Source organism: Paraburkholderia phymatum, from assembly GCF_040965635.1.
Classification (GTDB): domain Bacteria; phylum Pseudomonadota; class Gammaproteobacteria; order Burkholderiales; family Burkholderiaceae; genus Paraburkholderia; species Paraburkholderia phymatum_B.
In genome coordinates, this window is record NZ_JBFRCH010000001.1 from 260,885 (window position 1) to 275,620 (window position 14,736).

Sequence of the window (14,736 nt, forward strand, 5' to 3'; positions counted from 1 at the left end):
GAAGTAGGGACGAACGAACCTGACGATTCGATCCGGGGGAGACATGACCGATCTTTCCACGCCGCAGCGCGTAGGCGACGACGCGCCTTCGAAGCAGGCTTCACAAACTTCAGCGCCGCGCCCATCAGACGCGCAGTCGTCAAGACGCCTGCGCTTCGTCACCGCTGCCGCGCTGTTCGACGGCCACGACGCGTCGATCAACATCATGCGGCGCATCCTCCAGGCGAGCGGCGTCGAAGTGATCCATCTCGGCCACAACCGCTCCGTCGAAGAAGTCGCGACGGCCGCGTTGCAGGAAGACGCGGATGGCGTCGCGGTATCGAGCTACCAGGGCGGCCATGTCGAATACTTCCGCTATCTGGTCGATCTGCTGCGCGAGCGGGGCGGCGAGCGGATCAAGGTGTTCGGCGGCGGCGGCGGCGTGATCGTCTCCGATGAGATCGCGGAACTCGAACGTTATGGCGTCGAGCGCATCTACTCGCCGCACGATGGGCAGCGGCTTGGGCTGCAAGGCATGATCGACGACATGATCGCCCGTTGCCGCGGCGCCGCGCGATCCGACGCATCCCAGGCGCAACTGTTCCGCGACCTTGCGGGTGCGCTTCTTTGCGACGCAAGCCACGTCGCCGCGTTCCGCAAGCTCGCGCAACTGATCACGGTGCTCGAAACGGGCGATATCGACGATTCGATCCGTGCGCAACTCAACCAGCAAGCTGAACAGGCGAACGTCCCCGTGCTCGGCATCACGGGGACGGGCGGCGCGGGCAAGTCGTCGCTGACGGACGAGCTGATCCGGCGCTTTCGCCTCGACTATGGCGACTCGCTGACCATCGCCGTGATCGCGATCGATCCGTCGCGCCGCAAGTCCGGCGGCGCGCTGCTGGGCGACCGGATTCGCATGAATGCGACAGGCGACTGGGGCAGCGGGGCACGCGTCTTCATGCGGTCGCTCGCGACGCGCGAGGCACCGAGCGAGATTTCCGATGCGCTGCCCGACGCGATCGCCGCGTGCAAGCTGGCGGGTTTCGATCTGATCGTGGTCGAGACATCGGGTATCGGTCAGGGCGATGCCGCGATCGTGCCGCATGCCGATAAGTCGCTGTACGTGATGACGCCCGAGTTCGGCGCGGCGAGCCAGCTTGAAAAGATCGACATGCTCGATTTCGCGGATTTCGTCGCGATCAACAAGTTCGACCGCAAGGGCGCCGCCGATGCGTTGCGCGACGTCGCAAAGCAGGTGCAGCGTAACCACCAGAAGTTCGCGTCGAAGACAGACGAGATGCCGGTGTTCGGTACGATAGCGTCGCGCTTCAACGACGATGGCGTGACAGCTGTGTACCAACATATCGCAAGAGCGCTGCGCGAACATGGGCTGCGCGAGAGCGACGGACGGCTGCCCACGATGGAAGGCGTGCGCCACTCGACGGGCCGCAACGCGATCGTGCCGCCCGCGCGTGTTCGGTATCTGTCAGATGTCGCGCTGACGGTGCGCAGTTATCGCGAGCGCGTCGAAACGCAGTCGCAGCTTGCGCGCGAGCGTTGGCATCTCGAAGAAGCGCGGCGCATGCTCGATGAAGCCGACGGCGGCGCGCAAAACGCCGGCGTATTCGATGCGCTGATCGACGCACGCACATCGCAGATGGGCGAGCGTGAAAGGGCGCTGCTCGATTCGTGGCCGCGGATCGTCACCGCCTATTCCGGCGACGAACATATCGTGAAGATCCGCGACAAGGAAATCCGCACGGCGCTCACCGTCGAAACCTTGTCGGGCTCGAAAGTCCGCAAGGTCGCGCTGCCGGCGTTCAAGGACCCCGGCGAAATCCTGCGCTGGCTGATGCTCGACAATCTGCCCGGCTATTTCCCGTTCACAGCGGGTGTGTTTCATTTCCGCCGCGAAAACGAAGACCCGACGCGCATGTTCGCCGGCGAAGGCGATCCGTTCCGCACCAATCGGCGCTTCAAGCTGCTATCGGAAGGCATGCCCGCGAAGCGTCTGTCGACGGCCTTCGATTCCGTCACGCTGTACGGCGAAGAGCCGGACGAGCGGCCCGATATTTACGGCAAGGTCGGCAATTCGGGCGTATCGGTCGCGACGCTCGACGACATGCAAGCGCTCTACGACGGCTTCGATCTGTGCGCGCCCGAAACGTCGGTATCGATGACGATCAACGGTCCCGCGCCGACGATACTCGCGATGTTCTTCAACGTCGCGATCGATCAGCGGATCGCGCTCGCGCGCGCGAAGGCGCAACGAGAAGGGCGCGAGCCGTCTCAACAGGAACTCGACGACGCGCGCCGCTTCGCGTTGGAGAACGTGCGCGGCACGGTCCAGGCCGACATCCTGAAGGAGGATCAAGGCCAGAACACCTGCATCTTCTCGACTGAATTCAGCCTGAAGGTGATGGGCGATATTCAGGCGTACTTCGTCGAACACGGCGTGCGCAATTTCTATTCGGTGTCGATCTCCGGCTATCACATCGCCGAGGCGGGCGCGAATCCGATCTCGCAGCTTGCGTACACGTTGGCGAACGGCTTCACGTATGTCGAGGCGTATCTCGCGCGCGGCATGGCCATCGACGATTTTGCACCGAACCTGTCGTTCTTCTTCTCGAACGGGATGGACCCGGAATACACGGTGCTCGGCCGTGTCGCGCGGCGCATCTGGGCGGTTGCGATGCGCGACCGCTATGGCGCGAACGAGCGCAGCCAGAAGCTGAAGTACCACGTGCAGACGTCGGGGCGCAGCCTGCACGCGCAGGAAATCGACTTCAACGATATACGCACGACGTTGCAGGCGCTGATCGCGATCTACGACAACTGCAACTCGCTGCACACGAACGCGTTCGACGAAGCGATCACGACGCCGACGGAAGACTCGGTGCGCCGCGCGGTCGCGATCCAGTTGATCATCAATCGCGAGTGGGGCCTCGCGAAGAACCAGAATCCGAACCAGGGCAGCTTTATCATCGACGAACTGACGGATCTCGTGGAAGCCGCCGTGCTCGCGGAATTCGACAGGTTGACGGAGCGCGGCGGCGTGCTCGGCGCAATGGAAACGGGGTATCAGCGCGGACGCATTCAGGACGAGTCGATGCTGTACGAGCATCGCAAGCATGACGGGTCGTATCCGATTGTCGGCGTTAATACGTTCCTCGGTGCGCATGCGCACGATGCGCCGCCGCCGATTGCGCTCGCGCGCTCGACGGAAGACGAAAAGCAGGGACAGCTGAAGCGGCTGCGCGTGTTCCAGTCACGGCATCAAGGGGAAGCGCCTGCGATGCTCGAGCGCCTGAAGCAGGCCGTCATCGACGATGAAAACGTGTTTGCCGTGCTGATGGATGCGGTGCGCGTCTGTTCGCTCGGGCAGATCACGCACGCGCTGTTCGAGGTGGGCGGGCAGTATCGGCGGAATATGTGATGCGTCGATGCGAAGGCCGCACGCCGGAATGCGCGGCCGCCCGACGAGCGGCATCGACAGCCTTAGCGCCCGATAGCGAGGCGCGACCTGGCCGCGTCGTACTCCTGCTTCAACCGCGCGACAAGTTCAGCGACGCTCGGTACGTCGTGCATCAAACCCACGCCTTGGCCCGCGCCCCAGATGTCCTTCCATGCCTTCGCCTTGTCGCTGCCGAAATTCATCTTCGACTTGTCCGACTCGGGCAAGGCATCGGGATCGAGACCCGCGTTCACGATGCTCTCGCGAATGTAGTTGCCATGCACGCCGGTAAACAGGTTGGTATAGACGATGTCGGCGGAATTCGCGTTGATGATCGCCTGCTTGTAGCCTTCGACGGCATGTGCTTCTTTCGTCGCGATGAAGCGCGTGCCGATGTACGCGAGATCGGCGCCCATCGCCTGCGCGGCGAGAATCGAGCCGCCGTTGGCGATCGAGCCTGATAGCACGATCGGCCCGTCGAAAATGCGCCGCACTTCTCCGACCAGCGCAAACGGCGACGTCATCCCCGCATGGCCGCCCGCACCCGCCGCGACGAGAATCAACCCGTCGACGCCCGCATCGAGTGCTTTTTGCGCGTGACGCAGATTGATCACATCGTGCAGCACGATGCCGCCGTAGCTGTGCACGGCATCGACGATCTCCTTCGCGGGCGCGCGCAGGCTCGTGATGAAAATCGGCACCTTGTGCTCGACGCACACGCGAATGTCGTGTTCGAGCCGCGCGTTCGACTGATGGACGATCTGATTGACCGCAATCGGCCCGATGACGGCATCCGGATTGGCCGCCTTGTGCTCGGCGAGCGACGCCTGGATCTGCGTCAGCCATTCGTCGAGCAGTTCGGCCGGACGCGCATTGAGCGCGGGAAACGATCCGACGATCCCCGCCTTGCACTGCGCGAGCACGAGCTCGGGATAGCTGACGATGAACATCGGCGAGGCGACGACGGGCAGCGCGAGATGCTGCAGGACGGCGGGCAATGCCATGGTGCGAGTCTCCTGATCGACGTGCCGGCGCCATCCGCGTCCGGCGATATGAGTGTAGCGGCTGCGGCCTGCGGTTTGCGCGGGACGTCCGTGATGCCGCGCTGTTCACGACAACCGCTGATGTAATTTAGGAACGATCGTGCGATTATAGGTGAGACTCGCACACGCTGCTCGCACGGTGAGTTCGAAGGAGTGTTCAGGTTCTACGAAAGCGTGGGCTATCCCACTCGCACGCTCGCACCAGCCTTCTACAATGCCCAGACCCACAACGACAACGAGAACCGACATGCCCTTCAAGGACTTCACACCTTTTCGCGTCAAGGCCGGTGACGTCGATATCCATGGAGTCAAGGGCGGAGCGGGGACGCCTTTGCTGCTGCTGCACGGTCATCCGCAGAGCCATCTGATCTGGCATCGCTGCGCGTCCCAGCTTGCCGCGCATTTCACCGTGATTGCCACCGACTTGCGCGGCTACGGCGAATCGGCGAAACCGCCGAGCGATGCGACGCACGCGCCGTATTCGAAACGCGCGATGGCCGCCGACCAGGTCGCCGTAATGCGCCATTTCGGCTACGATCGGTTTCTCGTGTGCGCGCATGATCGCGGCGCGCGCGTCGCGCACCGGATGGCGCTCGATTTCCCCGGCGCCGTCGAACGTCTGATGCTGCTCGACATCGCGCCGACGCTCGCGATGTACGAAGCCACCGACCGCGCCTTCGCGACTCTTTATTTCCACTGGTTCTTTCTGATCCAGCCGGAGCCTCTGCCCGAAACGCTGATCGAAGGCAATCCGGACGCCTATGTCGACCGCGTGATGGGCAGCCGTCACGCGGGCCTCGCGCCGTTCGCGCCGGAAGTGCTCGCCGAATATCGCAACGCGTTGCATCAGCCGGGCGCAGTGCACGCGATGTGCGAGGACTACCGCGCATCGGCGACCATCGATCTCGATCACGACCGTGCCGATATCGAGCGCGGTCACAAGATAGGCTGTCCGTTGCGCGTGTTGTGGGGCGAAGAGGGCGTGATCGAGAAATGCTTCGAGCCGATTGCCGAATGGCGCAAGGTCGCGCGCGACGTCAGCGGCCGTGCGCTGCCGTGCGGCCACTACATTCCCGAAGAGGCGCCCGCCGAACTCGTCGCGGAAATGCTGGCCTTTTTCGAAGCCGTCGAGCTTTGATCCCTGAACGATTAAAGGGCACGCGCCGCTCGATGCTCACGCGAGCGGCGGCAAGCGCCTCGGCACGGGCGTCGACTTGACGATGGCCGTGCTCGTTTCGGCACGCTCGGTCACTTTCGACAGGATCTCGTCGAGCTGATCGATCGTGCGCAGATACAGCCGGCAGATAAAGCAATCGTCACCCGTCACCTTGTCGCATTCGACGAACTCGGGAATGCGGCGTATCACATCCTCCACCAGATGCAGTTGGCCGGGCAACGGCTTCACGCGCACGATCGCCTGCAGCGTGTAGCCCAGCGCGCGCGGATCGATCTGCACTGTGAAGCGCTCGATCACGCCTTGCGCGTCGAGGCGCCGCAAGCGATCCGCCGTCGCCGGCGCCGACAGGCCGACGTTGCGCGCGAGCTCGCTGACGGGCTGACGCGCATCGTCGGCGAGCGCGGCGAGCAATAGGCGATCGGTATCGTCGAGCGTTGCAGGCGCTAGCGCCTGCTTCGAAACAGGAGTAAGGCGCTTCGTCATTTTGGCCTTCGCTTTTTAAGTCGATTCTCTTGATCGCCTCATTTTAGAGATGTATCCGGCGCTTCGGATTAATTACACTGCTCGCAAGATGTGATTGTTCTGGAGAGTTTCGGATGGCTTCCACTCACGAAGTACGGCGCGGCGCGCTCGAAATGACGCTTGCGATGCTGATGTCGGGAACAATCGGCTGGCTGGTCGTATCGTCGCAGCAATCGGCGTTGAACGTCGCATTCTTCCGGTGTCTGTTTGGCGGTGCAACGCTGCTTCTGATCTGCGCGGTGCTCGGGCTGCTCAAGCGCACGCTCTTTTCGTGGAGGATGATCCTGCTGGCGACGCTCGGCAGCGCTGCCATCGTCGTGAACTGGGTGCTGCTGTTCGCCGCGTATTCGCGCGCGTCGATCTCGATGGCGACGACGGTCTACAGCACGCAGCCTTTCATGCTCGTCGCGCTTGGCGCGCTGGTGTTGCGCGAGCGCGTGACGGCATCGACGATCATGTGGCTGCTGATCGCGTTCATCGGGCTCGTGTTCGTCGTGAAGGTCGAGCCGGCCGTGCTCGCGGTGCCGGGGCAGTATCTGCAAGGCGTCGCCTATGCCGTGGGCGCGGCGTTTCTGTACGCGGTCTCTTCCATCGTCACAAAGCACTTGAAGAACACGCCGCCGCACCTTATCGCGCTGATTACCGTGACGACGGGCGTCATCGTGCTCGCGCCGTTCGTGCAGTACGACGCGCTGCCTTCGACGGGCACGCATTGGCTGCAACTCGTCACGCTAGGCGTGGTCAACACGGGGATCATGTACGTGCTTCTATACGGCGCGATTCAAAAGCTGCCGACGGCGATGACGGGCGCGCTGTCGTTCATCTATCCCGTTGTCGCGATCGTCGTCGACCGCGTGGCGTTTGGGCAGAAGCTCGCGTGGATTCAGGTGCTTGGCGCAGTGTTGATTCTTCTCGCGGCGGCGGGCGTGAATCTTGGCTGGCGCATCGTGCCGACGCGCCGCTACTCGATATAACGGTCGTTTAGTACGGATTCCGAATAAGGAAGCTATCTGATTCGTCGGACGTCAAGATTCTGTAGGGAAATCACCGATGCGTCCGAAAGCTTCGCGCAGGTATCATTTTCTCGACGCTGATCACGTCAACAATAATTGCGCCGCTCGAACTAAAAGCCGAGCGGCTTTCTTTTTGTACGCTCGTTCGCGCCAATCGCCGTTATCTTTCGACGGCGCTCCCATGTTTCAATCATGCTGCGCGCGCACCGATTTGCGCACCGTCGAAGCGCAGCGGCCCGTTCTCATCCGCCATACCCTCGATCAGTTCACGCAGCAGCGCCGGCCACGCGCTGCGCGGCTTCAGAATCGACGCGGCGGCGCGCATCGCGCTCGCATCGTCGAGCATGCGCAACAAGGCGTCGAACGACAGCGTGCGCGCGTCGAGCAGCTTGAACACGATCAGGACCTTCAGCGCGTTCTTCGCGTTGCGCGCGGGATCGTTGCGCAGCCACTCGACCCGAGACAACGCGCGATCGAGCGCAGCCCGCACGTCGGAAAACGGCGCGCCGTGGCCCGGAATCACCGTCTTCACGTCGAGCGTGCCGATCAGTTCGAGCACGGCTTGCTGTTCCGCGAAGCCGCTTTCGCCGTCGAGCTCGGGAAAGATCACGCCGAAGCCGTTTTCCCACAGAGCGTCAGCGCTGATCAGCAACTGCTGTTCGGCGCAGTAGAGCATCAGCGAATGCGGATCATGTCCCGGCGCGCCGAGCACTTCCCAGTCGAGCGCACCCATCGTGAGTCGCATGCCCGCCGTCAGCGTGGCGGAGAACGCGAAACGTTCACAGAACTGGCCCGTCGCTCGAAATGTCAGGCGTGTCTCGTCCCATGCGCGCACGGCGTCCGCTTCCGTCGATGGAATCATCGTGCGGCACGGCCACGTTGCTTGCAGCCGCGCGTTGCCGCCGCAGTGGTCCGAATGCAGATGCGTGTTGACGATCAGATCGAGCGGCCTCGCGCCGAGCGCATGCCGAACGAGCACCACTGTCTGATCGGCGTGCGACGCGTAGCCAGTGTCGACGAGCGCCGCGCACGCGTCGTCGATTAAAAGCACATTGTTCGACGACAGCCAGCCGCGTTCGAACACGCGTATCGAGCGTGGCAGCGCGATCATGTCCCGTCTTTCCGTTCGACATTCGATGGCACGTCCGGCTTTGGCATCACGAGTATGGTCGACTTGCCGATCAGGACCGTTTCGCCACGCTGATTGACGACGTTGCCTTCGAGTTGCGTCAAATCGCCATTGAGGCTCGCCTTCCAGAACGCGCCGACGATGCGCCATGTCATCGTCAGTGTGTCGTCGCTATGGACGGCCTTCTTCAGCTTCATGTCGAATTCGAGGCCGAGCGGCTGCGCGTACGTCGAGAAATGCGTGGCGAGCAGCGCCATGAAGTGCGCAGTAGGTTGCGTGCCCGACGCAATCAGGCCGCCGAAGCGACTCTGCGCGGCATACGTGTCATCGTGATGCAGCGGGTTCAGATCGTTGACGATCGTCGCGAACGACTTGATCGAATCAGCCGGGACGCTCAGCGTCGCGCTGAACGTCTCGCCGATCGTGACGACGCGCGGCGGTATGTTCATTCGCCTGCCTCGCGCCGCTGTCGTTGCTTTGCCATCAGATCGGCGTGACGCCGTTCGATCTCGTCCCATACCGCGCGCTTGGCGGCATCGTCGAACGAAGACCAGTTCGCGATTTCGTCGATCGTGCGCAGGCAGCCTTCGCACAGGCCGTTCGCCGGGTCCATCCGGCACACGTTGATGCAAGGCGAAGGAACGGGCGCAATGTCTTGTGCCGTGTCGCGGGCGCGAACCGTATCGGCCGTCATGCCGACTCGCGCAGCGCCACATCGACGACGGGCGCGCCCGTCAGCGCAGCGAGTTCCTGCGGCGTGAGATTGAACACCGCATGCGGATGACCGGCGGCGGCCCACAGGCTGTCGAGCGTGAACAGATCGGCGTCGATCAGCGTTACGGGCTGTGTCGTATGACCGATGGGGCACACGCCGCCGATCGCATAGCTCGTCTTCTCGCGAACGAACTTCGCGTCGGCGCGCGCAATGTCGCCGACTTGCGCGGCGACCTTCTTCTCATCGACGCGATTCGCGCCGCTCGCGACGATCAGCACGGGCGCGTCGTCTTCTCGGCGACGAAACAGGATCGACTTGGCGATCTGCGCGATCGAGCAGCCGAGTCCCGCCGCCGCTTCCGCTGACGTCTTGCCCGTTTCCGGCAGCATCACGATTTGCCCGGCATGGCCGCGCTCGCGCAAGAGCAGCGAGACGCGGCGCGCCGAATCCGGCAGCGAATCGAAATCAGTCGCTTGAGGCGTTTGAACTGTGGCGTTGTCCGTCATGTTTTTTGTTCCTTTGTTGCGTCACACGCTGGTGGCCTTTTCGCTGCGCGCTTTCGCAAGCAGCGCCTTGCCCGCGCGCGACACGTTCGGTCTGCCGATCGAAGTCGAAATGAAATCGCCGATCTCGACGACTTGCGCGAGATCGATGCCCGTCTCGATGCCGAGTCCGTTCATCAGATACAGCACGTCTTCCGTTGCGACGTTGCCCGTTGCGCCCTTCGCATACGGACAGCCGCCGAGTCCGGCCACCGATGCGTGAAAGATCTCGATGCCTTCCTGCAGCGCGGCGTAGATGTTCGCGAGCGCCTGGCCGTATGTATCGTGGAAGTGGCCCGACAGACGTTCGCGCGGAAACACCTGCGTGACGGCCGCGAACACTTCTTGCGTGCGCTTCGGCGTGCCGACGCCGATCGTATCGGCGATATCGATCTCATCGCAACCGAGCGCGGCGAAGCGCTCGACCACGTCGACCACGGACGCCACGGGCACTTCGCCCTGGTACGGACAGCCGAGCGAGCACGACACGCTGCCACGCACGCGCAAGCCTTTTTCTTTCGCGGCTTGCGCGACGGGCAAGAAGCGTTCGATGCTTTCCGCGATGCTGCAATTGATGTTCTTCTGCGAGAACGCTTCGCTGGCTGCGCCGAAGATCACGATCTCGTCGGCGTGCGCGGTGACGGCGCCTTCGAGACCGCGCATGTTCGGCGTCAGCACCGAGTAGATCGTGCCCGGGCGGCGCTCGATGCCCGCCATCACCACGGCGCCATCGGCCATTTGAGGCACCCATTTCGGCGATACGAACGAAGCCGCTTCGACATTCCTGAACCCGGCCGCCGCCAGCCGGTTGACCAATTCGATCTTGACGGCGGTCGGCACGAATTCCTTCTCGTTCTGAAGTCCATCGCGCGGGCCGACTTCGACGATTTTTACTGCTCGTGGCAAGGCCATGTCTGTCTCCTAAACTGTGTCGGCCGGAGTTAGTGCTTTAGCACTTACTCCGGTCCCATGCAGAGCGGTCGGCCGGAGTTGGTGCTTTAAAGCACTTACTCCGGCCCCATGCAGGAGCACCTACTCCGGTCCCATGCAAAGCGGTCGACGGGAGACGGGAGTTGGCACCTCGGCGCCTTGATTCCGTCTAATGCTTACTCCACTCCATGCACGACGATTGTTCCCGCATGAAGCGGCTGTTCCGCTTTCTTACGTTGACGAATTCAATACCCGCGCGCGATGTCGACGATTCCGCCGATCGCCTCGCCGCGCTTCAATGCGCCGATTTTCTGCGCGATCTGCACGACGCTTTCTTCGCGCAGCGTCAACGCCGAGATATGCGGCGTGATCGCGATACGTGGATGTGTCCAGAACGGATGCTGCGACGGCAGCGGCTCGTCGACGAACACATCGAGCGTCGCGGCCGCAATCCGGCCTTCGTCGAGCGCGTCGAGCAGCTCCTGTTCGACGAGATGCGCGCCGCGCGCGATATTGACGAGGTACGCGCCGCGCGCAAGCTTCGACAGGCTTGCCTTGTTCAGCACGCCGTGCGTTTCTGGCGTATGCGGCAGCAGGTTCACGAGCACCTTGACCCCGTCGAGGAACGCATCGAACTCCGCATCGCCCGCGAACGTCTTGACGCCTTCGACCTGCCGTGCGCCGCGACTGAAGCCGCGCACCGGAAACCCGAGCGACACCAGCGTTTGCGCGACATGCGAGCCCAGCACGCCCAGACCGAGCACGCCGATCGTGAACGTCTCGCGCGGATGCGGATCGAGCACATGCCAGCGCTGCTGCTTCTGAAGCAGATCGTACTCGTCGAAACGACGCATGTAGCGCAGCGCCGCGTGCATCACGTATTCCGCCATCTGCTGCGCCATGCCCGTGTCTTCGAGACGCACGAGTTGCGCGCCGCGCGGCAACGTGCCGGGATGCTCTCGTTCGAGCGCCAGGATTGCATCGACGCCCGCGCCCAGGTTGAAGATCGCGCGCAGATCGTTACGGCCCGCGAGCATTTCACGCGGCGGCCGCCAGACGACGGCCACATCGGCAGGGGCGTCGTCGCCCGGTTGCCACTCGCGCAAGTCGACATCGGGCAGCGCGCGCGACAGGTCGTGCAGCCAGGCGGCGGTGTCGGATTGCGGCGTATAGAACAGGACTTTCATGCGTGAGCGTGTGAATGTTGCCGTCACTTGGCGAACAGCCGGCTGATGTCGGCGAAAGCCTTGAATTCGAGCGCATTGCCGCACGGGTCGAGAAAGAACATCGTCGCCTGCTCGCCGACTTCGCCCTTGAAGCGGATATGCGGCTCGATGATGAACTTCGTGCCCGCCGCTCGAAGCTTTTCCGCGAGCGTGTGCCAGTCGTCCATGGTCAGCACGACGCCGAAGTGACGCACTGGAACATTGTCGCCGTCCACTTGATTGACGCTCTTGTGGCCCGCTTCTTCCGGCGAAAGATGCGCGACCAGCTGATGGCCGAAGAAATCGAAGTCGACCCACTCCGGCGAACTGCGGCCTTCCGGGCAACCGAGCAGATCGCCATAGAACGCGCGCGCGTTCTCGAGGCTGGTGACGGGAAATGCCAGATGAAAGGGCTGCAGCGCACGCGGCGTTGCGGACGAAGTCTGCGACATGGAGCCACTCCTCTTATGGATAGGCTTCATTCTACTTTTTCGCCGCCGTTCGCGCGCGTTGCAGCGGGCGCGAAGCGCCGCCAGCGTTCGAGCGCGGGCCGGTGCGGCGGCGTGCGGATATGTAAAGCGCGAAAAATTGGTTCAAGCCGTCCGTTGCTCACGCGACAATGATTTCCAGGATTCCGGCGACGAGGAAAGAATCATGTTTTCGTGCACCCGATCGATCTGGCCGCCACGGCTCGTGACCGTGCCGGGCCTGCACGGCAGCGAAGGCGCGCATTGGCAGAGCTGGCTGGAGCGCCAGTTTTCACGCTCACTGCGCGTCGAGCAGGCGGATTGGGACGCGCCGAACCTCGCCCAATGGGCCAAGGCCGTGCGCGATCTGCTCGCGAGCGAGCGTGGACCGTTCGTGCTCGCCGCGCATAGCTTCGGGTGTCTTGCGACTGCGCATGCGTTGCTGCAAGGCGTGCACGTGGCCGATATCGCGGGTGTGCTGTTCGTCGCGCCGGCCAGCCCGAAGAAGTTCGAGTTCGCAGGGGCATTCGACGCGCGGCGCCTTGGCGTGCCGTCGATTCTGATAGGCAGCGAGACGGACCCATGGATGCCCCTTGCCGATGCACGCGAACTGGCGCGGCATCTGGGCAGTGCGTTCGTCAATCTGGGCGACGCGGGACACATCAACACAGCAGCGGGCTTTGGACCGTGGCCACGCGCAAAGTACTTCGTGGATACGCTCGCTCATTGCGCCGCGCCGCTGCGATTTCGCGACGAAGCGCCGGAGCCGGACTTGCAGGCATTGAACTGAGCGCACTGGAGCGCACATGAGCACGGCGATATCGCGGCGCCGTGCCGCTGCGCTCAGATCCAATGAAAGCCCTTGGCCAGAATTCCAGCGAGCGCGAAGTTCGCGGCCCACAACAGGCGGAACTCCGTGCGCATGGAGGATTCCAGCGCGCTGAAACGCGCATCCATTTTTGCTTCGAAGAGGCGGAAGCGTTCATCCACATAGACCTTCAGCTCGCGCAGTTCACGCTTGAGGTCTTCGAGGTCCTGGAGAATGTGTTCGATCGTCGTTTCAGCCCGAGCCATTCGTGCCTCCATGTTGATGCCGCCGTGAACCAGGCGAAGCGCGTGGAAGTGGCGCTTCGCGAGAGGTTTTTCCATCGTTTCCATTCGCATCATCGTAAGCAAATTCTTTCCTAAGCAGGGTTCTGTTTGATCAGATACTCGACAGACCGACAAGTATGAATTACGCCGCAGCGTGGCGATCCGCGATTCACGAGCCACTCTGTGAATCGATCGTACGTGCAATCGACATGCCGGGAAACCTGGCCGGAAGGCGTAGGAATCGCGCTCGGTATGTCCTGGGATTTTGCGTCGAGTCGTGGTCGTGCTTTGGCCGAGCGCGAGAACAAGGAAAAAAGGCCGCTTCGAATATTCGAAGCGGCCTTTCCTTCGTGACGCAATTCAATGGCGCCGACTAACGGGCGCACACGCAACGCTCAATGCCCGTCGCAACCATGCTCGCATCCGCTGCGTTCGAGCGGCATCTGCTGCGCGGCTTCCGCGCGGATGCCGAGCCGCTCCAGCAGCTTGCGGTCGGCTTCCGCCTGCGGGTTGCTGGTCGTCAGCAACTGGTCGCCGTAGAAGATCGAGTTCGCGCCGGCGAGGAAGCACATCGCCTGCAGCGCCTCGTCCATCTGCTCGCGGCCTGCGGACAGGCGCACCATCGCGCGCGGCATCGTGATGCGCGCGACGGCGATCGTGCGCACGAACTCGAACGGATCGAGTGCTTCCGTGCCCGTGAGCGGCGTGCCTTCGACCTGCACGAGATTGTTGATCGGCACCGATTCGGGATACGGCTCCATGTTCGCGAGCTGCGCGATCAGGCCCGCGCGTTCGCGGCGCGATTCGCCCATGCCGACAATCCCGCCGCAGCACACGTTGATGCCCGCGTCGCGCACGCGTTCGAGCGTCTCGAGGCGATCCTGGTACGTGCGCGTCGAGATGATCTGGCCGTAGAACTCCGGCGACGTATCGAGATTATGGTTGTAGTAGTCGAGCCCCGCCTCGCGCAGACCTTGCGCCTGATGCGTTTCCAGCATGCCGAGCGTCACACAGGTTTCGAGGCCCATCGACTTTACGCCGCGAATCATGTCCTTGATCGGTTCGAGGTGGCGGTCCTTCGGATTGCGCCACGCGGCGCCCATGCAGAAGCGCGTCGCGCCGTTTTCTTTCGCGATGCGCGCAGCCGCCAGCACGTCTTCGACTTCCATCAGCTTTTCGGCCTTCAGCCCCGTATCGTGATGCACGGATTGCGGGCAGTACGCGCAGTCTTCCTCGCAGCCGCCCGTCTTGATCGACAGCAGCGTCGACAGCTGCACGGTGTTCGCATCGAAATGCTCGCGATGCACCTGTTGCGCGCGGAACAGCAGATCGTTGAACGGCAGCTCGTACAGCGCGACGACATCCGCGACGCGCCAGCGCGTGGCGGCTGCGTCGGCGGCGGCGGCCTGGGATGGCGTGACGGGCAGAGGGGCAGTGTTGATATGGCTCATGTGGTCCATCCTTG

Annotated in this window: 15 protein-coding genes; 4 read left to right on the forward strand and 11 right to left on the reverse strand. The window is 63.0% G+C overall.

Annotated elements, in window-relative coordinates:
- The first annotated feature begins 43 nt into the window (after positions 1-43).
- Positions 44-3,418: a fused isobutyryl-CoA mutase/GTPase IcmF gene (icmF, locus tag AB4Y32_RS01155; RefSeq protein WP_368719581.1), complete on the forward strand. Its 3,375-nt coding sequence runs from the start codon at positions 44-46 to the stop codon at positions 3,416-3,418.
- A gap of 62 nt (positions 3,419-3,480) precedes the next feature.
- Here icmF and AB4Y32_RS01160 read toward each other — a convergent pair whose 3' ends face one another.
- Entirely contained in the window at positions 3,481-4,440 is a 960-nt protein-coding gene (locus AB4Y32_RS01160) for an NAD(P)H-dependent flavin oxidoreductase (protein WP_368719582.1), read from the reverse strand.
- Between the two features lie 286 nt (positions 4,441-4,726).
- On the opposite strand from AB4Y32_RS01160, the gene AB4Y32_RS01165 reads away from it, so the two are divergent.
- The gene (locus tag AB4Y32_RS01165) at positions 4,727-5,617 is read left to right on the forward strand and encodes an alpha/beta fold hydrolase (protein ID WP_368719583.1); all 891 of its coding nucleotides are present in this window, start codon (positions 4,727-4,729) and stop codon (positions 5,615-5,617) included.
- 36 nt (positions 5,618-5,653) lie between these two features.
- Here AB4Y32_RS01165 and AB4Y32_RS01170 read toward each other — a convergent pair whose 3' ends face one another.
- Complete coding sequence (locus AB4Y32_RS01170; RefSeq protein ID WP_368719584.1) at positions 5,654-6,139, reverse strand: Lrp/AsnC family transcriptional regulator; 486 nt, start codon at positions 6,137-6,139, stop codon at positions 5,654-5,656.
- Positions 6,140-6,252: 113 nt separating this feature from the next.
- Here AB4Y32_RS01170 and AB4Y32_RS01175 point away from each other — a divergent pair, with 113 nt between their 5' ends.
- The gene (locus AB4Y32_RS01175) at positions 6,253-7,152 is read left to right on the forward strand and encodes a DMT family transporter (protein WP_368719585.1); all 900 of its coding nucleotides are present in this window, start codon (positions 6,253-6,255) and stop codon (positions 7,150-7,152) included.
- A 229-nt stretch (positions 7,153-7,381) separates the two neighbouring features.
- Here the strand turns inward: AB4Y32_RS01175 and AB4Y32_RS01180 are convergent, their stop codons facing one another.
- The 7 genes from AB4Y32_RS01180 to AB4Y32_RS01210 all read right to left on the reverse strand — a co-directional run bounded on the left by AB4Y32_RS01180 (position 7,382) and on the right by AB4Y32_RS01210 (position 12,164).
- On the reverse strand, positions 7,382-8,302 hold the full coding sequence (locus AB4Y32_RS01180) for an MBL fold metallo-hydrolase (protein WP_368719586.1): 921 nt from the start codon (positions 8,300-8,302) through the stop codon (positions 7,382-7,384).
- Complete coding sequence (locus AB4Y32_RS01185; RefSeq protein WP_368719587.1) at positions 8,299-8,769, reverse strand: MaoC family dehydratase; 471 nt, start codon at positions 8,767-8,769, stop codon at positions 8,299-8,301. The genes AB4Y32_RS01180 and AB4Y32_RS01185 overlap by 4 nt, the downstream gene beginning before the upstream one ends.
- Positions 8,766-9,014 (reverse strand): DUF1289 domain-containing protein, encoded by a 249-nt coding sequence (locus AB4Y32_RS01190; RefSeq protein WP_368719588.1) that lies wholly within the window; start codon positions 9,012-9,014, stop codon positions 8,766-8,768. The genes AB4Y32_RS01185 and AB4Y32_RS01190 overlap by 4 nt, the downstream gene beginning before the upstream one ends.
- A complete protein-coding gene (locus tag AB4Y32_RS01195) occupies positions 9,011-9,541 on the reverse strand; it encodes a YbaK/EbsC family protein (protein WP_368719589.1) in 531 nt (176 codons plus the stop codon). Before AB4Y32_RS01195 ends, AB4Y32_RS01190 begins: the two co-directional genes overlap by 4 nt.
- 21 nt (positions 9,542-9,562) lie before the next feature.
- Positions 9,563-10,489, reverse strand: coding sequence for a hydroxymethylglutaryl-CoA lyase (locus AB4Y32_RS01200; RefSeq protein ID WP_368719590.1), 927 nt, complete (start codon positions 10,487-10,489; stop codon positions 9,563-9,565).
- A gap of 263 nt (positions 10,490-10,752) precedes the next feature.
- Entirely contained in the window at positions 10,753-11,694 is a 942-nt protein-coding gene (locus tag AB4Y32_RS01205) for a 2-hydroxyacid dehydrogenase (RefSeq protein WP_368719591.1), read from the reverse strand.
- A gap of 23 nt (positions 11,695-11,717) precedes the next feature.
- Complete coding sequence (locus AB4Y32_RS01210; protein WP_368719592.1) at positions 11,718-12,164, reverse strand: VOC family protein; 447 nt, start codon at positions 12,162-12,164, stop codon at positions 11,718-11,720.
- 202 nt (positions 12,165-12,366) lie between these two features.
- Here AB4Y32_RS01210 and AB4Y32_RS01215 point away from each other — a divergent pair, with 202 nt between their 5' ends.
- Positions 12,367-12,969: an RBBP9/YdeN family alpha/beta hydrolase gene (locus tag AB4Y32_RS01215; protein ID WP_368719593.1), complete on the forward strand. Its 603-nt coding sequence runs from the start codon at positions 12,367-12,369 to the stop codon at positions 12,967-12,969.
- Positions 12,970-13,022: 53 nt separating this feature from the next.
- Here AB4Y32_RS01215 and AB4Y32_RS01220 read toward each other — a convergent pair whose 3' ends face one another.
- Both AB4Y32_RS01220 and bioB read right to left on the reverse strand, forming a co-directional pair.
- Positions 13,023-13,337 (reverse strand): hypothetical protein, encoded by a 315-nt coding sequence (locus AB4Y32_RS01220; RefSeq protein WP_368719594.1) that lies wholly within the window; start codon positions 13,335-13,337, stop codon positions 13,023-13,025.
- A 329-nt stretch (positions 13,338-13,666) separates the two neighbouring features.
- Complete coding sequence (gene bioB / locus AB4Y32_RS01225) at positions 13,667-14,722, reverse strand: biotin synthase BioB (protein ID WP_368719595.1); 1,056 nt, start codon at positions 14,720-14,722, stop codon at positions 13,667-13,669.
- Positions 14,723-14,736: the final 14 nt, after the last annotated feature.